The organism is Kineococcus sp. GCM10028916, assembly GCF_042674865.1.
Taxonomy (GTDB): domain Bacteria; phylum Actinomycetota; class Actinomycetes; order Actinomycetales; family Kineococcaceae; genus Kineococcus.
In genome coordinates this window covers 338,184-363,605 of sequence record NZ_JBHTFM010000001.1, presented here as the reverse complement: position 1 = coordinate 363,605, position 25,422 = coordinate 338,184, and the positions used below count along the sequence as shown (strand labels likewise).

Sequence of the window (25,422 nt, the reverse complement as noted above, 5' to 3'; positions counted from 1 at the left end):
CCCGAACCTACCTGGCCCGCAGAACGCTCAGAACGGCGGCCACGGGATCGTGCGGTGACCCCGCGCCCGGGGCAACCGGTCCGCCTGCAGCAGCTGCTCGGTGCGCTCGAGGGTCGCGACGACCTCCTCGACGCTCAGCAGTTCGCCGAGCAACGCCCCCAACGAGCCGTTCAGGTCCGCCAGCAGGCCGGCGAGGACCTCGCGCTCCTCGGCCAGCAGGTGGCTCCCGCCGAACCCCCAGAGGACGGTCCGCAGTTTGGGTTCCTCGTGGAAGGTCAGACCGTGGTCCACCCCGTGGACGGCCCCCGACCAGCCGGGCAGCACGTGCCCGCCCTTGCGGTCGGCGTTGTTGAGCACGACGTCCAGGACGGCGATGTGCCGCAACCGCAGGTCGTCGGCGTGGACGAGCGCCACCGGGCGGCCCGCACCGTCCTCGGCCTGCAGCACGGTGTGCCAGCCGTCCGCCACCCGGCGCGGCGCGACGATGTCGATGAGGCCCGCCCCGGCCGAGGGCAGCACCACCTCGTCGGGCTCGGCGGGGTCCGCGCCGTCCTGCTGCAACCAGAGCTGGACGGAGCCCGGACCGAGCGGCCCGTCGCGGAACACGGTGGGCGGCACCACGTTCCAGCCCGTCACCGCGGACACCGCGTACGACGCGACCTCACGTCGCGCCAGCGTCTCGTCCGGGAAGTCCCACAGCGGGCGCTCCCCCGCGACCGGTTTGTAGACGCACGCGAGTTCGCCGTCGACACCGTCGACGACGGCGTAGAGCGTCGCGTTCGAGGCGTCCGCGAGCCGGCCGCGCACCTCGATCTCCCCCGCCACCAGCCGGGCCAGGGCGTCCTGCTCGGCGACGCCCGCGAACGTCCCGTTCAGCGTCGGTACCCGTTCGCGCGCGGACAGATGTGCCCGACGGGATCCAGCGGACCCGCGCAGAACGGGCACGGCGGACGACCGGCCGCCACGAGGGCCAGGGCCCGGGTCGCGAAGGCCCGTGCCGTCGTCCCGTCCAGCGAGACCCGCAGCAGGTTCCGGTCCGGGGTCAGGTCCGGGACCTCCGGGTCCACGTCCTCCTCCGACGCCTCGAAGCACTCGATGACCACGACGTCGCGTTCGCCGTCCCAGGCCAGGCTCATCGTGCCGACCCGGAACTCCTCGTCGATGGGGACGTCGAGCGGGGCGGTGTCCTCCGACCCCGCGGCGGGCATCGCGGGAACGGGAGCCTGACCGCCGGAACGGCGCACGATCTCGTCGAGGAGTTCGCCGACGCGTTCGGCCAGGGCGGACACCTGCGTCTTCTCCAGCGAGACCGACGTGAGGCGCTTCCCGCCCCGGGCCTGCAGGAAGAACGTCCGGGCCCCGGGCTCGCCGACGGTGCCCGCCACGAAGCGTTCGGGCGGGTCGTACTCGTACACGGGCATGGTGGCGACCCTACGCCGCGCCGGTGCTGCCACCGACGACCGCGTCCGAGGACGCCTCGGCACGCTTGCCCGCACGTCGGGTGCGCTTCTTGGCCGGGGCGAAGCCGGCCAGGTCGCCGCCGGAGTCGTTCATGCGGATCACGAACGGTCGCAGCGGTGCGTAGCGGATGACCGACACCGAGCACGGGTCGGCGGAGATCCGCTGGAAGAGGTCGAGGTGCATGCCGAGGGCGTCGGCGAGGATCGCCTTGATGACGTCCCCGTGGGTCACCGCGACCCAGACCGCGTCGTCACCGTGCTCGGCCGCGACACGGGCGTCGTGTTCACGGATCGCCGCCACGGCCCGGTGCTGCATCGTCGCCAGTCCCTCGCCCTCGGGACCGGGGAACACCGCGGCGGACGGGTGCGACTGCACCGTGCGCCACAACGGTTCCTTGGCCAGGTCCTTGATCGCCTTCCCGGTCCAGTCGCCGTACTTGCACTCCCCCAGCCGGTCCTCGGTGAGCACGTCGGGCCGCGGGCCGCCCGGCCCGTCGAGGGAGCGGAGCTCGCCGGCGGTCTCCTGGCAGCGTTCCAGCGGTGAGACGACGAAGGAGGCCACCGTGACCGGGGCCAACCGCCGCGCCAGCGCCTGCGCCTGTCCCCGGCCGACGTCGTCGAGGTGCACGTCGGGGGTCCACCCGGCGAGGACGCCGGCGGTGTTGGCGGTGCTGCGGCCGTGGCGGACGAGCAGGAGGGTCGGCACCCCCCCAGCTTATGGGCTGTTCCAACTGCGTCACTCACGGTGTTGCGGGTGGGTGAAGCTCGCGCATTGGCTCCGGTAACTGAATTTCCCCAGCTGTTGGTCGAGCCGGAAGACCGTGACGGGGGCACGATGTGCTCGTGATCGTGGACGTGGCCACCTACCAGGACGGCAAGCGCTCGGAGGTGGACGGCCTCACCGCCGGCCTGGACTCCTGTCGGGACACCGACGACGGGTTCCTCTGGGTCGTGCTCCAGGACCCCACCGCGGAGGAGCTGTCAGAGGTCGGCAGGGAGCTGCACCTGCACCACCTCGCCGTCGAGGACGCCGTGACCGGGCACCAGCGCCCGAAGGTCGAGCGGTACGGGGACACGGTCTTCGTGGTCCTGAAGGTCCTCTCCTACTTCGACGAGACCTCCAGCGTCGAGACCAGCGAACTCATGATGTTCGTCGCAGAGCGCTTCGTCGTCACCGTCCGCCGCGGCGACACCGGGCCGGCCTACGACGTCCGGGACACCGTGCGGCGGGATCCGCACCGGCTGGAGCTCGGTCCGAAGGCCGTCATGCACGCGGTGATGGAGCACGTCGTCGGCGAGTACACCCGCATCGACGACGAGCTCGAACGCGACGTCGAGCAGATGGAGGAGCAGGTCTTCTCCCCCGACCGTTCCTCCGACGCCCAGCGGATCTACTCCCTCAAGCGGGAGGTCCTCGAGGTCCGCCGCGCTGCGGTACCCCTCGTCGCCCCGCTCAAGGCCCTGGTCAACGACGACCACGAGCCCGACCACGATCACGAGACCGGGCACCACGTGCTCGACCAGCAGGCGCGGTTCGTCCTGCGCGACGTGCTGGACAACCTGACCCGGACCGTCGAGCACGTGGAGAGCTACGACCGACTGCTCACCGACATCCTCAACGCCCACCTCGCGCAGGTCTCGGTGCGCCAGAACGACGACATGCGCAAGATCTCGGCGTGGGCGGCCATCGCCGCGGTCCCGACGTTGGTGGCCGGCGTGTACGGCATGAACTTCCAGCACATGCCGGAGCTCTCCTGGCGCTACGGCTACCCCGGCTGCGTGCTGTTCATGGTGGCCGTCTGCTTCGGTCTGTTCCGGGTGTTCAAACGGTCGGGCTGGTTGTAGGAACCAGCCCGACCGTCGGGATCGTGCGTCAGGAGCCGCCGGGCGTCAGCTCCAGGTGAGCACCAGCTGCGGGCGCAGGTTCGCGTCCTTGTTCTCGCTCGACCACAGCCACAGGCTGTCGCCGCCCAGGGCGTCGACGGCCAGGCTCTGGGTCTTGCCGAGGACGGGGGTCAGCGGCGTGACGTCCAGCGCGACGTCGTAGGCGGAGTTCACCTTCGCGCCGGCCGCGACCTGGCCGAGCAGGGCTCCGGAGGCGGGCACCTTGTTGTTCCAGTTCATGCTCTGCTCCTTCCAGCTGTTGGAGGCGAGGCGGACCTGGTGGGCGTTGGCCGAGGCCGACAGCGGGTCGGAGGCGGTGTGGACGCGCAGGGTGGCTCCGGTGAGCTTCTTCCCGGCCGGGGCGGCCGGCAGGTCGAAGCGCAGGTAGGCGCGGGCACCGGGGCGCGAGACCAGCAGCGGGTCGCTGCCGTACTCGGTCCCGGGGGCACCCTCGTTGGCGTAGGTGTCGGCGATCGGGGCGAGGATCGTGGTGGTGGGCTTCGACACCGGCGTGACGGGAGCGGTCGTCACGGGGGCCGGGGTCGTGGGTGCCGGAACCGTGGGTGCCGGGGTGGTGGGACGGGGCGACGCGGGAACGGTCGGGGTCGTGGACGGAGCCGGGTCGCTGACGGCGACGGTCGAACCCTCGCGCCGGCTGGAGGCCGCCACGTAGTGCAGGTCCTGCACCGAGGGCGAGCTGGTGACGACCTTCGGCGAGGTGACGGCGGCGACGGTGCTGCTGCCGCGGGTCACGACGGCCGAGACGGCGCCGGTGGCGAGCGGGACCACGCAGGTGTCCACGCCCGCGTCGACCTGGCAGGAGTGCTTGGTGCCGCCGACGGTGACGGTCACGGTGCCGGGGGCGGTGAGGAAGGTCGTCGCCTCGACGGTGTCCTGGGCGGCGGTCCCACCGCGCAGCCGCATCGTCTTGCTCTGCGCGGTGGTCTGCTTGGCCGACACGGACTGGGTGCGGTGGGTGACGTAGACGGTGTCCCGCTTCACGGCCGGGGCGGAACCCGTCTTGAACCAGGACACGTAGTAGGAGTTCATGTCCAGGAACGACCAGCCCTGGTCGACCGACGGGGCGATCTGGCTGCCCTCGGTGTAGTCGTTCCAGGTCGGGATCTGCACCCAGTCGGCGCCGGTGTTGCGGGCGATCGCCCAGGTGTTGCGGAGGTTCTGGGTGTTCGCCGCTTCGTCGTAGATGCCCTGGTTCGGACGCTCGTCCTGCACCGAGACGGGCTGCATCCACTTCAGGCCGAGGTTCTCGACGGCCTTCGCGCGGGTGGTCGGGGCGGCGGCGGCGTCGGTGGAGTTCCAGGCGGGGTTGCGCGAGCCCCAGTTCGAGACGCCGTAGGCGATCGACTTGAAGGAGCTCAGGCTGGTGCGCTCGTCCAGCGACAGCGGGAAGAACGCGACCGGCTTCTGGTACTTGGTCTTCATGGTGGACATGAAGTCGCTCCACCAGGCCGCGTTCCGGCTGTCGGCGTGGAACGGGGCGACGACCAGGCGACCGTCGGCGAGACGGTGCGCGGCGGGGCTACCGGCCAGGTCGGCCATCGCGGCGGCCAGGGTGTCCGGGGTGGCGGAGGATCCACCGGCGGTCATGTCCGGCATCAGCAGGATGGTGAAACCGCCGACGTTGGCGGCGGCCTGGAGCAGCAGCTGCTGGTTCGCGTACAGCGGACTGGTCTTGTTGATCGACAGCAGGTCCACGCTGAAACCGTCGATGCCGGCCGACTTCGCCTGGCGCACCTCGAGTTCGAAGTTCTTGAGCTTCCAGTCGGAACCGGACTGCTTGGCGACCGGGAGGGGACGGTCGCGCAGGAACCCGCCGTAGGCGGCGTGCTTGCCGCTCTCACCGGTCGGCGTCAGGTAGTTCCGGGCGTAGTAGTCGTTGGCCGGGTCGGCGTTGTCCAGCGAGAGCGGCAGCGACGGCATGTAGTGGGCGAAGACGAGCTTCCCGTGAGCGGCGGCCGCGGAGGCCGACGGCATGTCGAACGGGAGGACGTCGTTCGTGGTGAACGCGCTGGCGCTGGTGCGGTCGCCGGTCGCCGCGGTCGCCGTGGTGGCGGTGACGAGCGGGACGAGCGTCGCGGTGGTGACGGCGGTCGCACCCAGCAGCGCGGTGAGGACGCGCTTGGTGCGGGTGGTGCCGGTGCGGAGCTGGGGGGACAGACGCATCGGGGGTTCCTCCGAGGTGGGGGGGGTGTGTAACGAATCTCTGACCGGTTTCGATGTGCGGTGAACTACTCAGAACTTCGGGTCCCCCCACGGGCCCCTTTAGCCGGTCGGCGCGGTGCGACTGCGCGTGACGATCTCCCACGTCCGGCGTTTCCGGTCCCCGGTGTCCCCGGCCTCAGCTGAGCCGAACGGGTGAAGAATCTCGCTCTGCGTCAGGAAACGGCGGTCGCGTAGATCGTCTCGAGGCGGGTGGTGACCGCCGCCATCGAGAACTGCGAGTGTGATGTGCGCCACGCGGCGCTGCCCGCGGCGGCCAGTGCCCCGGGTCGGGTCAGCAGGTCGCGCACCGCGTCGAGCAGGTCGGCGGGCTCGGGGCCGACGACGGCGCCGGCCCCGGCGGCCGCGATCGCGGGGGCGAGCCCGCAGTCGTCCACGACCACGACGCCCCGGCCCGCGGCCATCGCCTCGAGCACGGCGACGGGGAACGGTTCGGCGACCGAGGGCAGCACCACGAGCGAGGCAGCGGCCAGCCGGTCGGCGACGGCGGACGGCGCCAGCGCCCCCTCCCACCGCAGCCGGGGGTCGGCGGTGGCCGCCACGACGCGGCGGACGGCCGGCCCCTCCCCCTCGTCGGGTCCCACCAGGGCGAAGTCGGCGTCGATCCCCTCCGCCAGCAACGCGGCCGCCGTCGAGGCGAAGAGCGCCGGACGTTTGCGGGCCACGAGCCGGCCGAGGAAGAGGACACCGGGCCGGGCCGGCAGGGGCGGCACCGGGTCGACGCCCGGGATGCCGTTGGTGAGGCGCTGCCACCCCGGACCCGCGGGGACGAGGGCGCGCAACCCCGCCTCCTCGGCGGGGGTCAGGTGCAGGACGGCGGCGGCGCGGCGCAGGACGGTGCGGGTGGCCAGGGCGTCGAGCGGGCCGGCCAGCGGGTGGGCGCTCGGGACGACCATGCCGTGGGGCTGCAGCACCAGCGGGGTGCCGAGGACCAGGGCGAGCCGGGCCACCGGCAGGGTGACGAGGTCACGGGCGAGGTGGACGTGCACGACGTCGGCCCAGCGCAGCGCCCGCCGGGCGTCGGCGAGCAGGGCGGGCGAGGTCAGACCGCTGAACCCGGCCCCGGGCAGCACGCCGTGGAGGCGGTGGGCCCGCAGCGGGGTGCCGCCGAGCTCGGTGGGTGCGGGGCCGGGGTAGCCGCGGGCCCCGGCGAGGACGCGGACGTCGTGGCCCCGGGCCCGCAGGGCGGACGTCTGGTGGGTCGCGACCGCGACCGGTCCCCCGAACGCCCCGTCCGGTGAGACCAGCGTCAGCACGTGCAGGACGCGCACCGGCTCAGCGCCCCGGTTCGATCGCCTGCGGGGCGAGGACGGTGGCGCCGGCCGGCACGTCGCGCACGACGAGGGCGCAGGCCCCCACGACGGCGCCGCTGCCCACGACGACCCCCCGCAGGACGGTGGCCCGGGCGGCGATCCAGGCCCCGTCGCCGACTTCGATGGGCGCGTTGTCGAACTCGAAGGTGGGCGAACGGTGGTCGTGGCTGCCCGTGCAGAGCAGCACGTCCTGGGAGATGCAGACGTCGTGCCCGAGGACGACGGGTTCCAGGTTGAGCACCCAGGCGCCCTGACCGATCCAGCTGTCGGCCCCGACGGTCAGCTTCCAGGGCCAGTGCACGCGCACCCCGTGCCGGATGAGGACCCCCGCACCGATGCGGGCCCCGAACGCCCGCAGCAGGGCGACCCGCAGGGCGGCGGGGCACCACCACCGCACCACGACGAGACCCGAGACGAGCTGCCAGGCGATCTGCCACAGCGGGCCCCGGCCCTTGTCGTAGCCGGCGCCGGTGAAACCGGACAGCCGCCGGATCACGCCACCGGCTCCAGGGCACGCCGGTACCAGTCGTAGGTCGCCGCGACGCCGTCGGCCAGGGGGGTGGACGCACTCCAGCCGAGGGCGCGCAGCTTCGACACGTCGAGCAGCTTGCGCGGGGTGCCGTCGGGCTTCGACGCGTCCCACTCGATCCGGCCGCGGTACCCGGCGACCCCGGCGACCAGCCCGGCGAGTTCGGCGACCGTGACGTCGGACCCGGTCCCGACGTTGACCGGGTCGGGGTCGTCGTAGTGGCGCAACAGGAAGAGGCACGCCTGCGCCAGGTCGTCGACGTGCAGGAACTCCCGGCGCGGGGTGCCGCTCCCCCAGCACGTGACCACGGGGACGTCGTCGCGGGCGGCCTCGTGGAACCGGCGCAGCATCGCGGGCAGGACGTGGGAGGCCTCGGGGTCGAAGTTGTCGTGGGGGCCGTAGAGGTTGGTGGGCATCGCGGAGATCCACGGCAACCCGTACTGGCGACGGACCGCCTGCACCTGCAGGACACCGGCGATCTTGGCGATCGCGTAGGCGTCGTTCGTGGGTTCCAGCGGGCCGGTGAGCAGCGAGTCCTCGCGGATGGGCTGCTCGGCGAACTTCGGGTAGATGCAGGAGGAACCCAGCAGCAGCAGCCGCGGCGTCCCGACCGCGACGGCCGCGTCGAGGACGTTCACCTGGATCCGGAGGTTGTCGGAGAGGAACTGGGCCGGGAACGCTGAGTTCGCGCCGATGCCGCCGACCTTGGCGGCGGCCAGCACGACGACGTCGGGCCGCACCTCGTCGAAGAACCGGTCGACGGCGGGGCGTTCGCGCAGGTCGAGTTCACCGGAGGTCCGCACGACGAGGTTGCGGAACCCCTCGGCCTGCAGCCTGCGCAGCACGGCCGACCCGACCAGTCCGCGGTGGCCGGCGACGTAGACCGTCGACTCCGGGTCGAGGGGCCACCGTCCGTGACCAGTGGGGGCGTCCATGGCTCGAAAGGTACAGGTCCGGTGACCCGTTCGGCAGACAGATGTCCCCTCCGGATGATTGTATGCTCACTACGAGTGACCACGCAGTCCACGGGGGGCGACGGATGCGCAAGATTGCGCTCATCACGGGCATCACGGGTCAGGACGGCTCCTACCTGGCCGAGCTGTTGCTGGAGAAGGGCTACGCGGTCCACGGACTGGTGCGGCGGTCGTCGTCGTTCAACACCGCCAGGATCGACCACCTGTACCAGGACCCGCACGACCCGCACGCCCGGTTCTTCCTGCACTTCGGGGAACTGACCGACGGCTCCCGGATGGTGACCCTGCTCGACGACATCCGTCCCGACGAGGTGTACCACCTCGCCGCGCAGTCGCACGTGCGCGTGAGTTTCGAGGAACCGGAGTTCACCGGCGACACCACGGGACTCGGCACCACGCGCATCCTCGAGGCCATCCGCATGATCGGCCTGCAGTGCCGGTTCTACCAGGCCTCCAGTTCGGAGATGTTCGGCGCCACCCCACCTCCGCAGTCCGAGGTCACCCCGTTCCACCCGCGCAGCCCCTACGGCGCGGCGAAGGTCTACGGGTACTGGATGACGCGCAACTACCGCGAGGCGTACGGGATGTTCGCGGTGAACGGCATCCTCTTCAACCACGAGTCCCCCCGGCGCGGTGAGACGTTCGTCACCCGGAAGATCGCCGCCGCCGCGGCCCGGATCGCCGCCGGCAAGCAGGACACCCTCTACCTCGGCAACCTCGACGCCGTCCGCGACTGGGGTTACGCCAAGGAGTACGTCGAGGGCATGTGGCGGATGCTGCAGCAGGAGCGACCGAGCGACTACGTCCTCGCCACCGGGGTCGGCACCTCGGTCCGGGAGTTCGCGCAGAACTGCTTCGAGTCGGTGGGCCTGGACTGGCGCGACCACGTCGCGCACGACGAGCGCTACGAACGGCCCTCCGAGGTCGACGCGCTCATCGGTGACCCGTCCAAGGCCCGTCGTGAACTCGGCTGGAGCGCTACCGTGCAGGCCACGGAACTCGCGCAGTTGATGACCGAGGCCGAACGGCGCGCCCTGGTGTCGCCCGTCGCCCGCTGAGGAGGAACCCCGCCGATGCCCGGCAGCACGCAGCGCACCCGGGAACCGGTGGGGACCGCGGAACCGGGGCACGACTCCTCGACCACGGCGCTGGCCCTGGGCGCCGCGGTCGTCCTGGGCGTCGTCGTCCCGCTGCTCGTGGTGCGCTTCACCCCCGACCCGGCACCGGCGGACACGTTGTGGCGCTGGGCGATCGCGTTCACCGTCCTCGTGGGGGCGCGACTCGGCTGGGTCGTGGTGACCGCCCCCCGACGCCTGTTCGAGGTCGTGTTCTGGATCTTCGTGTACGTCTTCCTGGCCCTGGCCCCGGTGGTCCAGCTGCGGTCGGGACAGCACCCCGGGACGACCCCGCGTCCGCACGTCGAACTGCACGCTCAGGCGCTGCTCGCCGTCGTCGTGGGGACCTCGGCCGTCGCGCTCGGCATCGCCGTCGGTCGGCGACGGCGGGTGGCTGCGCGCCTCGGTGAGGTCCCGCGACGGCGGGCCGTCGTGCTCGCGGTGCTCGCGCTGCTGCTGTTCGGCTACTACACGTGGAAGACCGGGTTGCCGGCGATGTTCGCGGCTCGGGACACCCGCAGCGCGGCCGCCCTGGCGGCCTGGCCGGACCCGGCCGTCAACGCCGTCGTCCGCTCGTTGGCGACGTTCCCGCTCGTCGTCGCGTTCGTGGCGCTCGTGCGGATCCCGGCCCGCCGCGGCCTGCTGCTGGTGGTGGGGGCCGCGATCGTCGTCTCCATGAACCCGATCTCGAGCCCGCGCTACGTCGCGGGGACGGCCGGGCTCTCGGTGGTCGTGGCGCTGGGGGCCATGGCGACCAGGGGTCGGGCCCGCGCTTTCGGTCTGGGTTTCGTCGCCGCGCTGCTGCTGCTCTACCCGGTGGCCGACGCCGCCCGGCGGGTCGTCGCCGAGGTGAACACCCGCGGCGCGCTGCCGCCGACCCTGGACGTCATGACCTCGGGCGACTTCGACGCGTTCGAGCAGATCACCAACGCCGTCTGGTACGTCCGCGACCTCGGGTCGACCGACGGACGGCAACTCCTCGGCACCGTGCTGTTCTGGGTCCCGCGGGCCTTCTGGCCGGACAAACCGACCGACACCGGGATCCTGCTCGCCAACGCGCGCGAGTACCGCTTCAGCAACCTCTCGGCGCCGTTGTGGGCGGAGTTCCTCGTCAACGGCGGGTTCCTGCTGCTGGTCGTGGGGATGCTGCTCGTCGGTTACGTCGTGGCCCGCGCCGACGCCGGCGCCGACCTCGGGTTCCGCACCGGGCGAAGGCCCGTGCTGGCGGTCGTGATGCCGTTCTACTTCGTCATCCTGCTGCGGGGTTCGCTGTTGCAGGCCATGGCCGGGTTCCTCGTGATCCTGGCCTGCGGGCTCTTCGTCGAGCGGACCCGCCGGGCCGGGCCGATCGGCCCGGCGGGTCGTCACGTGCTGCTGCTCGACCGACCGATCAGCTGAACTGCAGGTCCAGGGCCGGCCGGGTGTCGACCCGGCTCTGCTCCCGGGTCCACAGCGTCAGGTTGTCACTGCCCGAACCCCGGATCGCCAGCGTCACCGTGGTCCCGGGGGTCAGCGCCCCGGGGGTCAGCACCACCGCGAACGACTGCTCGGGGGTCGTGCCGCCCGGAACGGTGCCGAGCACGACGGAACCCGACACCGGCTTGTTCCTCCAGGTCAGCGTGCTCTCCCCCCAGTTCCCCGTCGCCAGTCGCACCGACGCGGTGTCGGTCGAACCGGCCAGCTTGTCGCTGGAGGTCCGCAGTCGCAGGGTGGCCCCGGTCAGCGTGGTCCCCGCCGGAGCCGCCGGCACGTCGAAGCGGAGGTAGGCGATCGCCCCCTGATCCCCCCGCGACGTCATCTGGGTGCTGGTCCCGTAGTTCGTCCCCGGCGACCCCTCGTTGGCGAAGGCGTCGGCGGTGGGGACGAGGTTGACCGTCGGAGCGCCCTGCTGCAGGGTCACCGCGACCTCCGGGGAGGCGGGCGAGGTGTTCCCCGCGGCGTCCTTCGCCGTGACGCGGTAGTACCAGGTCCCCGTGGCCGGGTCGTCGGTCGCCGTCGTCGTCGTGGGGTTCGCGACCGCCGTGGCGGCGGAGGGGGTGGAACCCGACGTGTCGGAGCGGTGCACGACGTAGCTCGTCACGCCGACGGCGTCCGTGCTCGGCGTCCAGGTCAGTCGCACCTGGTCCCCTTCCACGGTCGCCGTGGGCGTGCCCGGCACCGTGGGCGGGGTGGTGTCGGCCGGGGCCGCACCCCGGGCGATCTCCACGTGGCGGGCGACCTGCGCCGCGGACAGCGCCTTGGCGTAGTAGGCCGTCTCGTCGAGGGACCCCACGAAGCTCGTGTTCGTCGGCTTGTCGGGCCAGGCCGTCGAGATCGTGTCGCCCCCCACCCGCCAGTACCCGGAGACGTTCTGGTTGGTCGTCGTCGAGTTCGAGGAGACCTTGGCCCCGTCGACGTAGAGGACCATCCCGGACGAGCCCTGGGTCGCGGCCACGTGGTGCCACTGACCGTCGTTGTAGGACCCGGTGGTGGAGAGGGTGACGACCTTGCCGCCGGCGAGGACGCCGAAGACGAGCCGCCCGGAGTTCGTCATGTACACGTGCTTGTCGTTGCTGCTGGAGTTCAGCGTGCGGCGGTCGCCGAACCCCATGATCTTCCCGCCGGCCGTGGTCGTCGTCTTGAACCACGTCTCCTCGGTGAAGGACTTCGGGGCCGCGTAGCGGACCTCGGAGAAGATGGTGCTGCCCCCACCGTTCAGCGTGCGCGCCGTGCTCGGGTCGTCGCCGACGGCCCCGGGGACGCGGAACGTGGCGCCACCGTTGAGGGCACCGCTCTGGTTGGCGATGCTGTCGGAGACGAGGACGTCACCCGCTTCGTCGTAGCGCCAGAGGAACACCGCACCGTCGGCGCGGACCTGCTCCGCGTAGGCCGAGGTGGTGCCGCGCACGGTGATCCCGCGCCAGTCGGTCGTCCTGGTGGTGTTGCCGTCGCTGACCTCCACCCGGTACCTCGGGGTGGAACCCACCGTCAACCCGGAGTCGAGCACGGTGGACTGCGGCCGGTTCCAGAACCACGAGGTGGCACTGGTGGTGGCGATCGGGGCGGTGGTCCCCTCGCGGTAGACGCGGTAGGTGAGGGTGGAGTCGTCGAGGTCGAGGGACCGTCGCCAGGCGACGCGCACCTGCCCCGGCGCGGGGGACGTCAGCAGGAACGGGGTCGCCGAGGGCGCGGCCTGTTCGGGACCGCTGCCGAACCGCGTGATGCTCTGCTGGGCCACCCCGTTGACGTTGGTGAACTCCCCGACCCCCCACAGGACCGCTCCGCGGGAGGCGGTCTGGGCGATGGTGATGGCGCGCGGCCCGATGTGCTCGCCGATGCCGTCGTCGGTGTTGGGGAACCACGACAGCAGACTGGGTTTGTCCCCGGTCTGGGTGGTCTCCGCGAGGAAGTGGTGGCGCTGCTCGTCGGGGTAGGCGCTGATCGGGCGGCAGTCGTGCGCGTGCGAGGCGCTGTAGAGGACGCCCTGGTAGACCGCGACGGCCTGGGTCGCCCCGAGGCAGCCGTCGCGCCAGCGTTGCGTCCAGGTGTCCCAGTCGACGGCGAAGCGACCGTCGAAGGACCCTGTGCCGTACCCCTCGTTGGCGACGTAGAACCCGGTGGCGTCCACCGCGATCGCCTTGACCCGCGAGGAGGCGGGGACGTAGGCGGGCGTGAAGCGGCGGACCGCCGTCCCCGTCGTGGCGTCCACCACGACGAGCCCGTGCGAGGCCGCACCGGTCGCGGTGTCGAAGAGTCCCCCGAGCACCACCTGGCCACCGGAGGGACGCAGGGCGAGGGCCAGCACGTCGTTGTCCAGCGCAGGGTCCCAGGCCGTGAGCGTTCCGGGGGCGGTGGTGGTGGCGCCGACGGTGACGGCGGTGACGGCGGCCGCCTTCGAACGCACGGCGGCGCCCACCTTCGTGAACGAGCCCCCGAACCAGACGGTCTGGGCGTCGGTGACGATGCTGCGGACGGGACCGTCGGGCAGCGGGGCGAACGCCGTGATCAGGGTGCAGCTGGCGATGTCGATGGCGGCGAGCTGCTGGCGGGGCGTGCCGGAGACGGTGTCGAAGCTGCCGCCGACGTAGAGGGTCGCACCGTCCGGGGAGACGGCCAGCGCGCGGACGGTGGCGGTGCCGCTCTTCAGGGTGAACGTCGGGGCGCAGGCCGTGGGCTCACCGGTGGCCGCGTCGAACACGGCGAGGTTCGTGCGGGGTTGTTCCCCCGTCCCGGCCGGGGACCCGGGTGGGCGGATCGAGGTGAACGTCCCGCCGACGAACACCTGACCCCCCGCGTTGGCGACGGCCCAGGCCACCCCGTTGGCCTGCCAGCTGGGCAGGGCCGCGGCGCCGAAGGCCACCGGCGCCTGGATCGCGGAGGCCGGGGTCACCGTCGCGACCAGGACGGCCGCCACGACCGCGAGGGCCGGCAGGACCCTCCTCAGCGGGTGAGTTCGCGCCGTTCGCTGCTGGAGGTCACCGGCGTGTACGGGAGGTAGACGACCCTGACGCCGCGGGCGGCGAACTCCTTCTCGAGGTGCATCCACTTGGGGCTTCCCTTCCAGTCGTCACCCTTGAAGACGACGTCGAACCCTACGTCGGTCCACGTCGCGAGCTTGTCGGTGGTGGTCTCGAGGTGCACCGCGTCGACGACCCGCATGGCGGCCACGATCTCCAGCCGTTCCCGTTCGCCGACGACGGGCCGACGGCCCTTCTGGGCGAGCGCGACGTCGTCGGAGACGACCCCGGCGATGAGGTGGTCGCAGTGGATCCGCGCGCGGCGCAGGATGTTGAGGTGGCCGATGTGGAACATGTCGAACACCCCGGGCACGTAGCCGGTGACGGCGCGGTGGCCGAGGGTCCCGCGCGAGCGGCCGGTCACCGCGCACCGTCGGAGGCGAGCTGGGCGTACCAGTGCCGCGACAGGGCGACGAGCATCGCGGTGTGGGCCAGGGCCAGGGCCAGGTAGGCGAACCCGAACACCTGCGGGAAGCCCCAGAGCAGGAACGCGGCGCTGATCACGCCGTGGTCGACCGGCAGCAGCAGCACCGGGGACAGCCGACTGGCTCCGGTCGCCTCGGACCGGCCGCCGCCCCGGGCCTCGTGCAGCTTGGCCGCCAGGGTCCCGCCCTGGAACATCACCAGCGAGACGAGGACGAAGAGCAGCGGGACGAGGAGCCACCCACCGCTCACCCCGTTGCGGTACCAGGCGATGAGCACCGCCGAGTGCAGGCAGACCTTCACCCCGCAGTCGACGACGTGGTCGAGCCACTCCCCCGCGGGCGAACCGCCGCCGGTCAACCGTGCGAGCTGCCCGTCGGCGGAGTCGAGGGCGAAGGCGAAGACCAGCGCGAGCCCCGCGAGGGCCCCCGTCAGCGGCCCCGGCGTCGGCAGGGCGATGAGGGCCGCGCCGAGCAGGGACACGAACGCGCTGGCCCAGGTGATCTGGTCCGGGGTCAGCCGCAGGGTCGCGGCCAGGGCCGCGAGCCAGCGACCGGCGGGGCGGTTGACCCGGGAGGAGTAGAGCGACACGCCGCGGGACGGCTTCTGGGCGGTGCGCAGTCGTTCGTGGTGGCTGCGCACCGACGCGTCCCCGGCCTCGGGCGCGGGGGTCCCCTCGGCGTGCAGGTGGGTCACTTCTACCCCGATCTCGTGCAGTCGGTCCTGGGTGCGGTCGTCGGCCGGGGAGCGGTCGTCGACGAACAGCTCGTCGAAGCGGACGGACTCCCAGACCTCCAGGGTGTCGGGGTGGTCCAGGGCGAGGGCCACGTCGACGCAGCGCAGTTCGGAGACGATGAGGAGCCGTTCGGTGAACGGGACCACGGGCCGCCGGCCGTGCAGGAGCTCGGCGAGCTCGTCGGTGGCGACGCCGACGCAGAGCAGGTCGCAGCGGGTCCGGGCGTCCTCCAGCAGGTGCAGCTGGGTGGCGTCGAAGAGGTCGAAGGCGCCGGCGGCGAACCCCACGCGCCCGTCGGCGAGACGGTGACCGGGATGACCGGGATGACCGGGATGACCGGGATGACCGGGATGACCGGAACCGGGGGTGGACAGGCGGGTCGTCTCGTCGTCAGGCATCGGCGTTCCGCAGGGTTCGGGCGGGCGCCGGCTCGGGCGCCGGCCGGGTGAGCAGGCTGTGCCAGCCGAGGCCGGTCTGGACCCCGGCGGCGAGGGCCACGGCGGCGGCCACGGCCCGGACGTCGCCGGTCGTCGCGGCCAGCGCGGTGCCGGCGACGACGGAGAGCACGGTGGCGACGACGCGCTGGCGCAGCAGGTCACCGGCGTGTTCACGGACCTTCAGGCCCAGGACGGCGGCGGTCCCGAGCGCGGTGAGGACGTACTCGGTGACGGTGAGGGGCAGGACGGTCGCGGCCCCGGTCCACGTCTCGCCGAACGCGGTGCGTCCCCAGCTGTCCGGCAGCAGCAGGAGGCACGTCCCCCAGAGCGCGGTGCCGACGCCGAGGACGAGGGCGGCGCGCGCGCAGAAGCGGCGGTCGCCGTCGCGGGCGCGGCGCACGAGGGTCGGGGCGAGGCTGAGGGAGACGTAGGCGAAGGCGACGTTGACGGGACCCATCGCGGTGGCGGCGGCCCGCAGGCTGCCGGCGGCGGCGGGGTCGATGAGGTGGGCCGCGACGGTGAGGACGGCGAGCAGCCCGAGGGAGGCGATGACGCTGTTGGCGGCCAGCGACGCGGCGAGGGGGTCCTCGCGTCGCGCGAGGCGCACCAGCAGGTCCCGGCCGGCGCGGACGTCGGGGCGGGTGCGCAGGCCGACGAGGGCCACGACGAGGGCGAGCGCGGCGCCACCGGCCCAGACGAGCAGCGTCGTGCGGCTGTCGGTGCGCAGCAGCAGGGCGACGCCGACCAGGGCGAGCCAGCTGAGGTCGGAGACGAGGGCGACGCCGGGTCGCCCGGCGGCGACGGCGCCGAAGCGCAGGACGTCCTGGGCGCAGACCACCGGGGTCGCGAGGCCGACGAGGAGTTGCAGGGCGGGGTCGTGTCCGCTGGTGAGCAGCAGTCCGGCTCCGGTCACGACCGCGGCCGTGGGCACGGCGAGCAGGGTGAGCGCGCCGAGGACCCCGGCGGTGACCCGGTGCGCGTGGTCGTGGTCGGGCGTGAGGGTGATCCGCGTGCCCAGGGCCGCGCGCGTGAGGGAGAGGACGAGGACCAGGACGGCGTAGCCGAGGGAGAAGCGACCGAAGGTGTCGGCGTCGAGGGCCCGGGCGAGCAGGACGAGGGCGAGGACGTTGGAGGCGCTGGAGGCGGCCTGGTCGAGGAGGGCGTTCAGCGAACGCCTCACGAGGCACCGAACCCGACGGTGCCCCACTTGCGGCGCCGGTAGGCGGTGTAGGCGGCGGCGTAGAGCGGGTAGGCGAACTTGACCGCCGCGGCGGGGGCGGCGACCCCGAGGCGGCCGTGCCGGCTGAGCCGGAGGAGCCCGCCGAGGGTGATGGCGCTGCGGGCGTCGCGGCTGGCGCAGGGGCCACGGCCCGCGGGCTCGCGGCGGTCGCGGCGGATGGCGTCGTTGAGCAGGGCGAGGTAGACGAAGCGGTACTCGAAGAGGAGCAGGTCGTCGCGCAGCTCGTCGCGGTGGCCGGGGTGCTCGCGGCGCAGGACCTCGACCTGGGCACGGACGTGGTCGCGGACGTCGAGCAGGTCGCGGGTGCGGGTCTCGCGGCTGTTGAGGATGGACCCCTCGTGCAGGACGTAGGTGTAGAGGCGTTCGTCGAGCAGTTCGGTGCGCTGCGAGCGGGCGAGCAGGGTGGCGACGCCGGCCAGGTCGGAGTGGGCGCGGGTGGCGGGGAAGCGGACGGCGGGGCGGTCACCGCGGGCCTCGAAGAGCTCGCGGCGGAAGAGCTTGTTCCACAGGTGGCCCTGCAGCTCCCCGCGCAGCAGCCGGCGGAACGCGTCGACGGGCTCGGTCACGTTCTCCTGCAGCGGTTCTCCCAGCGGCGTCCGAGTGGCGCGGTCGGCCCGACGGGTCCAGGCGTCGCAGACGACGACGTCGGCGTCGGTGCGCCGGGCGCGTTCGCTCAGCCGTGCGGTGATGTCGGGCGACCACTCGTCGTCGCAGTCGGTGAACCAGACGTAGTCGGCGGTGACGTGGTCGAGGGCGCGGTTGCGGGCGCCGGCGACCCCGGTGCGGGTGCTGTTGCGCAGCAGGGTGGCGCGGGGGTCGTCGCGGGCCCAGGTGCGCAGGGTCTCGGACGTGGAGTCGGTGGAGGCGTCGTCGACGAGGAGGAGCTGCAGGTCGGGGTCGGTGAGGGCCTCGACCTGGGCCCGGGCGGCGGCGAGGTGGTGCTCGCCGTTGTGGACCGCGAGGACGATGCCGACGCGGGGAGGGGTCATCGGGAGATCACCTGCGGGCCAGCAGGTGTTCCGGGTCGTCGACGTCACGGTCCTCGAGGGTGAGCGCGCGGCGGCGGACGGCCTGGTCGCGGGCGGTGGCGGCGAGGACGCCGAGGACGAGGCCGGCGGCGAGGCCGATCCCGATGCCGGTGGGGACGTCCGGTGAGGAGGGGGTGGTGGGCGCGGTGGCGGGGCTGGTGACCGTGGCGTCGACGATCTGCTTGCCACCTGAGGTGTCCTGCTCGAGGGTCTCGATGGTCGTGGCGAGGGCGTCGGCGGTGGCGCCGGCGAGGTCCTGGGCGTGTTCGGGGGTGGCCGCGTGGGCGGTGACGCGGAGCAGGACGGTGCCCGGCGGGACGGTGGCGGTGACGGAGTCGGCGAACTGCGCGGCACTGAGCCCGAGGCCGACACGGGTGTCGACGCTGGTCGCGATGTCGGGTGAGTCGACGAGCTGGGCGTAGGTGCTCATGCGGCCCAGGACGAACTGGGAGGCGGAGTAGGACCCGCCGCCGGAGTCGTTCTGGCCGTTGAGGACGCTGCCCACGAACAGTTCGGTGCTGGAGGCGTAGCTGCGGGGCGAGAGGTAGGCCCAGCCGCCGGCGGCGAGCGCGCCGAGCAGGAGGCCGGCGACGATCCACGTCCAGCGGCGGCCGACGAGGCGGAGGTGGTCGATCAGTTCCACGGCGTCTCCCCGAGATCCCGGATCCAGTGGTCGTAGGCGTCGATGGCGGCCCCGGCGCCGAGGCGGCTGGCGGCGTAGGTGGGGCCGGCCGCGGCGAGGCGGCCGGCGAGGTCGGGTCGTTCGGCGAGGCGGCGCAGACCGGCGAGCGCCGCGGCGGGGTCGCCGGGGTCGACGCGGAGGCCGGCGCGGGCGTTCTCGAGTTCGGCGGCGGCGGCGGAGTCGTCGTGGGTGGCGGCGAGGACGGGGCGGCCGGCGGCGAAGTAGGAGGTGAGTTTGCTGGGCGCGCACATGTCGTGCAGGCCGGGTAGTTCGTTGAGGAGCAGGACGTCGGCGGCGGCGAGGTGGGCGGTGAAGTCGGCGTCGGGGACGGGGTCGATGAACTGCACGTTGGGCAGGTCGGCGGCGAGGGCCTGCAGGGCGCGGCGGCGGGCGCCGTCGCCGAGGAGGACGAAGTGGTGGGGGGCGCCGTCGGCGAGGGCGAGGCGGGCGGTGGCGAGGACGTTCTCGAGGTGCTGCTTGGCGCCCATGTTCCCGGCGTGCAGGACGACGGGGGTGCGTGGGTCCCAGCCGTGGCGGGTGCGGACGGCGGTTCCGGCGGCGGCGTCGGCGCGGGTGACGTGGGTCCAGTTGGGCAGGACGGTGAGGTTGTCGGCGGGGACGCCGAGGGCGGTGACGGCGGGTCGGAAGCGTTCGTGGGCGAGTGCGACGCCGGTGGCGCGTCGCAGGAGGCGGCCTTCGAGGCGGGCCGCGACGCGCAGGGCGGCTCCCCCGGCGTTGGTGGTGTCCACGGCGGTGCGGCTGTAGACGTCCTGGACGACGACGCCGACGGGGGCGTGGGCGGCGTGGCCGTGGGCGAGGGCGGCGGCGACGGAGAGCAGGGCGGGGCTGACGGCGACGACGACGTCGGTGGGGGTGCGGGTGAGGCGGTGGTGGGTGAGTGCGGCGCCGGCGGCGAGGGCGAACCCTGCTTCGAGGCCGACGCGGCCGGCGCCGAGCGGGGCGCTGGGCACGGGGTGCCAGACGCGGGTGACGTGGACGTCGCCGTCGTTCTCGTGGCGCACGACCCCGGGGTAGTCGGGGTCGCGGCGCCAGGCGGGGTAGTGGGGCATGCCGGTGACGACGTGGACGCGGTGGCCGCGGGCGGCGAGGCCGCGGGCGACGCCGGTGGTGTAGGGCGCGATGCCGGTGGGTTCGGGCAGGTAGTTCAGTCCGACGAGGGTGACGTCGAGGCCGTCGGCGGCCCGGGCGGTGTGGACGAGTTCGGGCGCGCGTTGGATGCGCAGGTCGCTCGTTCGTCCTGTGCGTGGGCGTGTCGTCCCCATGCGGCGTTCCACAGTCGGCCCCCCCGGCGGTTCCGTGACATCCGTGAACGCACGGTAGCGGGTCATCGACCGATCAGGTCACGTTTCTCCGTTTTCGAACGCGGAGTGTCACGGGTCATCCGAAGTTCGTGCCGTTGAAGGCCGGGAGCACGTGGGTGAGCACGAGGACGTACACCACGGCGGCGGCGGCGAGGCGGTAGAGCACGAACGCGCGGTAGCTGTGGGTGGAGATGAAGCGCATGAGCCAGGCGATGACGACGTAGCCGACGACGAAGGCGACGATCGTGGCGGCGATCGTCGGGCCCCAGGCCACGGCGGCCCCGTCGTGGACCTCGCTGAAGAGCTGGAAGAAGCCGGAGAGGACGACGGCGGGGATGGCGAGCAGGAAGGAGTAGCGGGCGGCGGCCTCGCGGGTGTAGCCGAGCAGCAGGCCCATGGAGATCGTGCCGCCGGAGCGGGAGACCCCGGGGATGAGGGCGAGCGCCTGGGCGAGTCCGAACAGCACGCCGTGCTTCCAGGTGAGCTGGTCCAGGGTCCGTTCCTTGGCCCCGAAGCGGTCCGCCGCGCCGAGGACGAGGGCGAAGAGCCAGAGCGTGGTGGCGATGACGACGAACCCGCGCAGGACGGTCTCGATGGAGTCCTGGAAGAGGAGGCCGAGCACCCCGATGGGGAGGGTGCCGAGGATGACCAGCCAGCCCATCCGGGCGTCGGGGTCGGTGCGCGGGACGCGGCCGAGCAGGGACTGCACCCAGCGGCTGATGATCCGGGCGATGTCCTTGCGGAAGTAGCCGATGACCGCGGCCTCGGTGCCGAGCTGGCAGATGGCGGTGAACGCCGCGCCGGGGTCGTCGGCCCCGATGAGGGTCCCGACGATGGCGAGGTGGGCGCTGGAGGAGATGGGCAGGAACTCGGTGAGTCCTTGCACGAGACCGAGGAAGGCGCCCTCGACGATGCCCATGCTCACGCGCGGGCACCCCCGCCCGGTCGGTGGGTGGGGGCGGTGGGCGGGACGGCGGTGAGCACGACGGGAACGCTAGCGGCTCCCCCGCCTCGCTCTCCTGCGCGCTCACGCGCAGGGCACCGAACCCTCACAAGGGGGTGGGGGGGTCCTCGGAGTCCTCGTCGTCGGAGTCGGACTCGTCGTCCTCGGGGTCGTCGTCCTCGTCGTCCTCGTCGTCGTCTTCGCGGTCGTCCTCGACGTCGTCGTAGAGGACGAACGGGGTGACCTCGTCGTAGGCGTCGTAGAGCGCCTCCTCGTAGGCCTCGAAGGCGTCGGCGACCCGTTGGTAGGCGTCGGCGACGGCAGGGTCGGTCTCCCCGCGTCGGTTGGCCGAGGCTGCGAGGTGGTCCTCGAGCGTGGCCACGAGTCGTGCGAGGGCCGCGCGCGGGTCGTCCGTCATGCAGCGACCGTATCGGAGATCCACCCCCGGGTAGCGCGTCGGGTGCACCGCGTCGGGTGCATCATGGTGGGGATGTCTGATCACACCGGGCGTTCCGGCACCTCCGCGGCGGAGCAGTACGAGTACCGCGTCCTCACCCTGTCCCGCGAGACCACCCGTTCCGACGCGCGGCGGCTGCTCACCGAGCACGCCGAGTACGGGCACTGGGAGCTGGCCCGGGTGCGCCTCTACATGGGCGGCAGCCGCAAGGTCTGGCTGCGTCGCAAGATCATCCGCGTCGCCAGGACGGCCTGAGCGTCCTACGCTGCGACGCCGTGGGAATCTTCCGGACGAAGAGCGTCGAGGACGCGATCGCGAGCACGGACGAACCGGGCCAGCGGCTGAAGAAGACGCTGGGGGCCTGGGACCTGACGGTCTTCGGGGTCGGGGTCATCATCGGGACGGGCATCTTCGTGCTGACCGGGGAGGCGGCCGGGACCCGCGCCGGGCCAGCGGTGTCGCTGTCCTTCGTGGTCTCCGGCATCGTCTGCGCGCTCGCGGCGCTGTGCTACGCGGAGTTCGCCTCGACCGTCCCGGTGGCGGGGTCGGCGTACACGTTCTCCTACGCCAGCCTCGGTGAGGTGGTGGCGTGGATCATCGGCTGGGACCTCGTGCTCGAGCTGGCGCTCGGCGCGGCGACCGTCGCCGTGGGCTGGTCCGGCTACGCCGCCGACCTCCTGGACCAGACCCTCGGCCTGGAGGTGCCGGGGTGGTTGTACTCCGACTCCCCCGGCCCGACGCAGCCGAACCTCATCGCGGCCGCCGTGGTCCTGGCGCTGACGGCGGTGCTCTGCGTGGGCTCGAAGACGTCGGCCCGCTTCAACGCCGTCGTCGTGTGCGTGAAGCTCGCCGTCGTCGCGGTGGTGATCGTGGCCGGGTTGTTCTTCGTGAAGACCTCGAACTGGTCGCCGTTCGTGCCGCCGACGGGGTCCGCGGGCGCCTCGGCCGCGCCGGTGGCCCCCTCGCTCTGGGCGGACCTGGGGGTGCCTCTGGGCACGTTCGGGATCGGCGGGGTGTTCACCGCGTCGGCCCTGGTCTTCTTCGCCTTCATCGGGTTCGACATCGTCGCGACCGCCGCGGAGGAGACGAAGAACCCCCAGCGCGACGTCCCCCGGGGCATCTTCGGGTCGCTGGCGATCTGCACCGTGCTCTACGTGCTGGTGTCGCTGGTGATCACGGGGATGGTCCGCTACGACCGGATCAGCGTGGAGGCGCCGTTGGCGAACGCCTTCCGCGACGTCGGGGCCGACCTCGTCGCGACGCTCATCAGCGTCGGCACGGTCGCGGGGCTGCTGACGGTCATGATGATCCTCATGCTGGGGCAGAACCGGGTGCTCTTCGCGATGGCGCGCGACCGGCTCATCCCGGCGTGGTTCTCGACGGTGTCCGAGCGCCGGGGCGTCCCGGTGCGCATCACCGTCGTCACCGGTGTCGTCGTCGCGGTCGTCGCGGCGCTGACACCCATCTCCGACCTGGCCGAGATGGTGAACATCGGCACGTTGTTCGCCTTCGTGCTCGTCTCGATCGGGGTGATCGTGCTGCGCCGCACCCGCCCGGACCTGCCGCGCGCGTTCCGGATGCCGGGGGTGCCCGTCCTGCCGGTGGTCTCGGCGGTGGCCGCGGTGGTGCTGATGGGCTTCCTGCCGGGGATCAGCTGGGTCCGGCTGGGGATCTGGATGGCGCTGGGGCTCGGCGTCTACGCCGCCTACGGCTACCGGCACTCCCGGCTCGCCCGGGCCTGACGCCGGGAACAACCCGTAGTGCTGTACGCTTCAACGAAGTACATGCAAACGCATGGACTTCCAGGAGGAGCGGGTCATGCAGTTCGGGATCTTCAGCGTCGGCGACATCACCCCCGACCCCACCACCGGTCGCGAGCCGACCGAGCACGAGCGCATCAAGGCGCTGGTGACCATGGCCGAGCACGCCGAGCAGGTGGGCCTGGACGTCTTCGCCGTCGGCGAGCACCACAACCCCCCGTTCGTGCCGTCCGCCATGACCACCCTGCTGGGGTGGATCGCCGCCCGCACCACCCGCCTGACCGTCTCGACGTCCATCGCGCACATCACCACCAACGACCCGGTGCGCATGGCCGAGGACTACGCGATGCTGCAGCACCTCAGCGACGGCCGCGTCGACCTCGTCCTGGGCCGGGGCAACGACGGGCGCCTCTACCCCTGGTTCGGTCAGGACCCCCGCCGCGGCGTCGAGCTCACGGTGGAGAACTACCAGCTGCTGCGCCGGCTGTGGGACGAGGACGTCGTCGACTGGGAGGGGGAGTTCCGCACCCCGCTGCAGGGCTTCACCTCCACCCCCCGTCCCCTGGACGGCGTGGCGCCCTTCGTGTGGCACGGATCGATCCGGACCCCGCAGATCGCCGAGATCGCCGCCTACTTCGGCGACGGGTACTTCGCCAACAACATCTTCTGGCCCAAGGAGCACTACATCCGCCTCATCGACCTCTACCGGGAGCGCTACGCCCACTACGGCCACGGCACCCCCGAGCAGGCGATCGTCGGCCTCGGCGGCCAGGTCTTCATGGCCGAGAACTCCCAGGACGCGGTGCGCGAGTTCCGCCCCTACTTCGACAACGCCCCCGTCTACGGGCACGGGCCCTCGCTGGAGGAGTTCAGCGCGCAGACCCCGCTGACCGTCGGCTCCCCCCAGCAGGTGATCGAGAAGACGCTGACCTTCCAGGAGTTCTTCGGCGACTACCAGCGCCAGATGTTCCTCATGGACCACGCGGGGCTGCCGCTGAAGACGGTGCTCGAGCAGCTCGACCTGCTCGGGGAGCACGTCGTCCCCGTGCTGCGCGAGGAGTTCGAGGCGCGGCGCCCCGCCGGTGTCCCCAGCGACCCGCCTTCGCACGCCGCGCGGGTCGCGGCGCGCGACGCGAAGGCCGCCGGTGCCGCCGTCGTCTGAGGGCCGGACCGGTGCGGCCGTCGAGGCCTGGGAGGCGTTGTTCCGGGTCCAGTCGACGTTGCTGCGCCGGTTCGCCGAGCAGGACGTGTGGGGCGGGCTGAGCGTGCGCGAGTACGACGTGCTCTACACGCTCTCCCGCTCCCCGCAGGGACGGTGCCGCCTCGGCGAGCTCAGCGCGGACGTCTACCTCCCGCAACCCTCCCTGAGCCGACTGGTGGACCGCCTCGCCCGGCAGGGGTTGCTGACCCGCGAGGCCGACCCCGCCGACGGGCGCGGCGTCGTCGTCGCGCTCACCGCTGACGGCGCCGCGCTGCGGCGCGAGGTGGGCGGACGGCACGCGGCGAGCATCGCCCGGGAGCTGTCCGTCCTCGACCGCGACGAACTCGCGGAACTCACACGCCTGTGTGCGAAGGTCCTCCCGGCGTGAGCGCGTCGCTCCAGCTGCCGTAGGAGCCCAGCCCCTCGCCGTCGACGACCTCGACCGCGGCCCCGGCCGGGTCCTCGACGCCCGCGAAGCACACCTGGAACGTCACCGTCTGGCCCGGTGAGAGGTCCGGGAGGTCGTAGGCGTCGGGGCTCACGGCCTCCCCGCAGTCCGTCGCCGAGAACTCCTCGCCGTCGGCGGAGTCGAGGTAGCCGTACAGGTCGTCGTAGGCGTTGCCGGTGTCGCTCCCCGTGTACTGCGCGCTGAGGTCGGCGTAGAGGACGTCGCCCTCGGTGTGGACGGAGTCCACGCTGACGACGTACTGGTCGAGGGCCGCGGACTCCCCGTAGCCGAACTCCCCCACCGACGCCCCGGTGGAGTCGCCGTAGGGCTGCGGCGCGGAGTCGTACTCCCCCTCCGCCCACTCCTGGTCGAGGGCACCGCTGATCCCCAGCAGCAGGAACGAGCCGTAGACCACGAACAGCACGACCGTCACGACGACGCCGACCAGGGCCCCCACCCCGCCGGTGACGAGGCCCGCGATCGCCAGGCCACGCCCCGGTGTGCGCTTCGTCAGCGCGATCGCGCCCGTGACGATCCCCGCCACGCCCAGCCCGAGCGCGAGCAGGCCGATCACCGGCGCCAGCACCGCCGAGAGGATCCCCGCGACCAGGGACACGACCGCCAGGGCGGGCGACGGCTGCTGCTGCGGGGGCGGCTGGAGGTACGGCGGGGGCGCGGGGTACGGCGAGGACATCCCTCCAGTGGAGCACCACGGACCTCGCCCGGTGGCCGG

General features: G+C 72.7%; 24 protein-coding genes. 7 read left to right on the top strand and 17 right to left on the bottom strand.

The genetic code is table 11. From position 1 onward, the window contains the following. Positions 1-27: 27 nt before the first annotated feature. Genes ACFQ46_RS01745 through ACFQ46_RS01735 form a run of 3 tightly spaced genes read right to left on the bottom strand, consistent with a single transcriptional unit; the run spans position 28 to position 2,166 of the window. Positions 28-876, bottom strand: a complete 849-nt coding sequence (locus ACFQ46_RS01745; RefSeq protein ID WP_380256794.1) for an SCO1664 family protein — start codon at positions 874-876, stop codon at positions 28-30. Continuing rightward, a complete protein-coding gene (locus ACFQ46_RS01740; protein WP_328296073.1) occupies positions 873-1,421 on the bottom strand; it encodes a DUF3090 domain-containing protein in 549 nt (182 codons plus the stop codon). The genes ACFQ46_RS01745 and ACFQ46_RS01740 overlap by 4 nt, the downstream gene beginning before the upstream one ends. Positions 1,422-1,431: 10 nt before the next feature. Continuing rightward, a complete protein-coding gene (locus ACFQ46_RS01735; protein ID WP_380256560.1) occupies positions 1,432-2,166 on the bottom strand; it encodes a histidine phosphatase family protein in 735 nt (244 codons plus the stop codon). Positions 2,167-2,303: 137 nt separating this feature from the next. Between ACFQ46_RS01735 and corA the strand changes: the two genes are divergently transcribed. After that, complete coding sequence (corA, locus tag ACFQ46_RS01730; RefSeq protein ID WP_380256558.1) at positions 2,304-3,305, top strand: magnesium/cobalt transporter CorA; 1,002 nt, start codon at positions 2,304-2,306, stop codon at positions 3,303-3,305. A gap of 45 nt (positions 3,306-3,350) precedes the next feature. Here the strand turns inward: corA and ACFQ46_RS01725 are convergent, their stop codons facing one another. From ACFQ46_RS01725 to ACFQ46_RS01710, 4 genes are all read right to left on the bottom strand, one after another. After that, on the bottom strand, positions 3,351-5,528 hold the full coding sequence (locus tag ACFQ46_RS01725) for an endo-1,3-alpha-glucanase family glycosylhydrolase (protein WP_380256556.1): 2,178 nt from the start codon (positions 5,526-5,528) through the stop codon (positions 3,351-3,353). A 212-nt stretch (positions 5,529-5,740) separates the two neighbouring features. Continuing rightward, on the bottom strand, positions 5,741-6,856 hold the full coding sequence (locus ACFQ46_RS01720; protein ID WP_380256554.1) for a glycosyltransferase: 1,116 nt from the start codon (positions 6,854-6,856) through the stop codon (positions 5,741-5,743). Positions 6,857-6,860: 4 nt separating this feature from the next. Beyond that, on the bottom strand, positions 6,861-7,394 hold the full coding sequence (locus ACFQ46_RS01715) for a putative colanic acid biosynthesis acetyltransferase (RefSeq protein WP_328296068.1): 534 nt from the start codon (positions 7,392-7,394) through the stop codon (positions 6,861-6,863). Beyond that, positions 7,391-8,362, bottom strand: coding sequence for a GDP-L-fucose synthase family protein (locus ACFQ46_RS01710; RefSeq protein ID WP_380256552.1), 972 nt, complete (start codon positions 8,360-8,362; stop codon positions 7,391-7,393). The genes ACFQ46_RS01715 and ACFQ46_RS01710 overlap by 4 nt, the downstream gene beginning before the upstream one ends. A 104-nt stretch (positions 8,363-8,466) precedes the next feature. On the opposite strand from ACFQ46_RS01710, the gene gmd reads away from it, so the two are divergent. After that, positions 8,467-9,459, top strand: a complete 993-nt coding sequence (gmd, locus tag ACFQ46_RS01705) for a GDP-mannose 4,6-dehydratase (RefSeq protein WP_380256550.1) — start codon at positions 8,467-8,469, stop codon at positions 9,457-9,459. Positions 9,460-9,474: 15 nt separating this feature from the next. Next, positions 9,475-10,914, top strand: coding sequence for an oligosaccharide repeat unit polymerase (locus tag ACFQ46_RS01700; protein WP_380256548.1), 1,440 nt, complete (start codon positions 9,475-9,477; stop codon positions 10,912-10,914). On the opposite strand, the gene ACFQ46_RS01695 is transcribed toward ACFQ46_RS01700, so the two are convergent. The 9 genes from ACFQ46_RS01695 to ACFQ46_RS01655 all read right to left on the bottom strand — a co-directional run bounded on the left by ACFQ46_RS01695 (position 10,907) and on the right by ACFQ46_RS01655 (position 21,241). Then, positions 10,907-13,909 (bottom strand): LamG-like jellyroll fold domain-containing protein, encoded by a 3,003-nt coding sequence (locus ACFQ46_RS01695; protein WP_380256546.1) that lies wholly within the window; start codon positions 13,907-13,909, stop codon positions 10,907-10,909. The genes ACFQ46_RS01700 and ACFQ46_RS01695 overlap by 8 nt on opposite strands. Before the next feature lie 26 nt (positions 13,910-13,935). Beyond that, the gene (locus ACFQ46_RS01690) at positions 13,936-14,376 is read right to left on the bottom strand and encodes an adenylyltransferase/cytidyltransferase family protein (RefSeq protein ID WP_380256544.1); all 441 of its coding nucleotides are present in this window, start codon (positions 14,374-14,376) and stop codon (positions 13,936-13,938) included. Continuing rightward, the gene (locus ACFQ46_RS01685; protein WP_380256543.1) at positions 14,373-15,569 is read right to left on the bottom strand and encodes a CDP-alcohol phosphatidyltransferase family protein; all 1,197 of its coding nucleotides are present in this window, start codon (positions 15,567-15,569) and stop codon (positions 14,373-14,375) included. Before ACFQ46_RS01685 ends, ACFQ46_RS01690 begins: the two co-directional genes overlap by 4 nt. Next, a complete protein-coding gene (locus tag ACFQ46_RS01680; protein WP_380256541.1) occupies positions 15,562-16,788 on the bottom strand; it encodes a hypothetical protein in 1,227 nt (408 codons plus the stop codon). Before ACFQ46_RS01680 ends, ACFQ46_RS01685 begins: the two co-directional genes overlap by 8 nt. Beyond that, a complete protein-coding gene (locus ACFQ46_RS01675) occupies positions 16,785-17,837 on the bottom strand; it encodes a glycosyltransferase family 2 protein (RefSeq protein ID WP_380256539.1) in 1,053 nt (350 codons plus the stop codon). The genes ACFQ46_RS01680 and ACFQ46_RS01675 overlap by 4 nt, the downstream gene beginning before the upstream one ends. A gap of 7 nt (positions 17,838-17,844) precedes the next feature. Next, on the bottom strand, positions 17,845-18,519 hold the full coding sequence (locus tag ACFQ46_RS01670; protein WP_380256537.1) for a YveK family protein: 675 nt from the start codon (positions 18,517-18,519) through the stop codon (positions 17,845-17,847). After that, positions 18,510-19,841: a glycosyltransferase family 4 protein gene (locus ACFQ46_RS01665; protein WP_380256535.1), complete on the bottom strand. Its 1,332-nt coding sequence runs from the start codon at positions 19,839-19,841 to the stop codon at positions 18,510-18,512. The genes ACFQ46_RS01670 and ACFQ46_RS01665 overlap by 10 nt, the downstream gene beginning before the upstream one ends. A gap of 115 nt (positions 19,842-19,956) precedes the next feature. Further along, positions 19,957-20,799 carry an undecaprenyl-diphosphate phosphatase gene (locus tag ACFQ46_RS01660; RefSeq protein WP_380256792.1) on the bottom strand — a complete coding sequence of 281 codons (843 nt, stop codon included), beginning with the start codon at positions 20,797-20,799 and terminating at the stop codon, positions 19,957-19,959. A 130-nt stretch (positions 20,800-20,929) separates the two neighbouring features. Then, a complete protein-coding gene (locus tag ACFQ46_RS01655; RefSeq protein ID WP_380256533.1) occupies positions 20,930-21,241 on the bottom strand; it encodes a primosomal protein in 312 nt (103 codons plus the stop codon). 72 nt (positions 21,242-21,313) lie between these two features. Between ACFQ46_RS01655 and ACFQ46_RS01650 the strand changes: the two genes are divergently transcribed. The 4 genes from ACFQ46_RS01650 (at position 21,314) to ACFQ46_RS01635 (ending at position 24,629) form a co-directional block, all read left to right on the top strand. Beyond that, positions 21,314-21,535, top strand: a complete 222-nt coding sequence (locus ACFQ46_RS01650; protein ID WP_328296056.1) for a DUF5703 family protein — start codon at positions 21,314-21,316, stop codon at positions 21,533-21,535. A gap of 20 nt (positions 21,536-21,555) precedes the next feature. Continuing rightward, the gene (locus ACFQ46_RS01645; RefSeq protein ID WP_380256531.1) at positions 21,556-23,022 is read left to right on the top strand and encodes an amino acid permease; all 1,467 of its coding nucleotides are present in this window, start codon (positions 21,556-21,558) and stop codon (positions 23,020-23,022) included. Positions 23,023-23,098: 76 nt separating this feature from the next. Next, entirely contained in the window at positions 23,099-24,202 is a 1,104-nt protein-coding gene (locus ACFQ46_RS01640) for an LLM class flavin-dependent oxidoreductase (protein WP_380256790.1), read from the top strand. Beyond that, positions 24,186-24,629: a MarR family winged helix-turn-helix transcriptional regulator gene (locus ACFQ46_RS01635; protein ID WP_380256529.1), complete on the top strand. Its 444-nt coding sequence runs from the start codon at positions 24,186-24,188 to the stop codon at positions 24,627-24,629. The genes ACFQ46_RS01640 and ACFQ46_RS01635 overlap by 17 nt, the downstream gene beginning before the upstream one ends. Here the strand turns inward: ACFQ46_RS01635 and ACFQ46_RS01630 are convergent. After that, positions 24,595-25,383, bottom strand: coding sequence for a DUF4190 domain-containing protein (locus ACFQ46_RS01630; RefSeq protein ID WP_380256527.1), 789 nt, complete (start codon positions 25,381-25,383; stop codon positions 24,595-24,597). The genes ACFQ46_RS01635 and ACFQ46_RS01630 overlap by 35 nt on opposite strands. Positions 25,384-25,422 lie beyond the last annotated feature (39 nt).

Coding starts and splice junctions, on each gene's coding strand:
- ACFQ46_RS01740 (WP_328296073.1), bottom strand. CDS start 1,421: ATGCCCGTGTACGAGTACGACCCGCCCGAACGCTTCGTGGCGGGCACC.
- ACFQ46_RS01725 (WP_380256556.1), bottom strand. CDS start 5,528: ATGCGTCTGTCCCCCCAGCTCCGCACCGGCACCACCCGCACCAAGCGC.
- ACFQ46_RS01710 (WP_380256552.1), bottom strand. CDS start 8,362: ATGGACGCCCCCACTGGTCACGGACGGTGGCCCCTCGACCCGGAGTCG.
- gmd (WP_380256550.1), top strand. CDS start 8,467: ATGCGCAAGATTGCGCTCATCACGGGCATCACGGGTCAGGACGGCTCC.
- ACFQ46_RS01700 (WP_380256548.1), top strand. CDS start 9,475: ATGCCCGGCAGCACGCAGCGCACCCGGGAACCGGTGGGGACCGCGGAA.
- ACFQ46_RS01685 (WP_380256543.1), bottom strand. CDS start 15,569: ATGCCTGACGACGAGACGACCCGCCTGTCCACCCCCGGTTCCGGTCAT.
- ACFQ46_RS01675 (WP_380256539.1), bottom strand. CDS start 17,837: ATGACCCCTCCCCGCGTCGGCATCGTCCTCGCGGTCCACAACGGCGAG.
- ACFQ46_RS01665 (WP_380256535.1), bottom strand. CDS start 19,841: ATGGGGACGACACGCCCACGCACAGGACGAACGAGCGACCTGCGCATC.
- ACFQ46_RS01660 (WP_380256792.1), bottom strand. CDS start 20,799: ATGGGCATCGTCGAGGGCGCCTTCCTCGGTCTCGTGCAAGGACTCACC.
- ACFQ46_RS01655 (WP_380256533.1), bottom strand. CDS start 21,241: ATGACGGACGACCCGCGCGCGGCCCTCGCACGACTCGTGGCCACGCTC.
- ACFQ46_RS01650 (WP_328296056.1), top strand. CDS start 21,314: ATGTCTGATCACACCGGGCGTTCCGGCACCTCCGCGGCGGAGCAGTAC.
- ACFQ46_RS01640 (WP_380256790.1), top strand. CDS start 23,099: ATGCAGTTCGGGATCTTCAGCGTCGGCGACATCACCCCCGACCCCACC.
- ACFQ46_RS01630 (WP_380256527.1), bottom strand. CDS start 25,383: ATGTCCTCGCCGTACCCCGCGCCCCCGCCGTACCTCCAGCCGCCCCCG.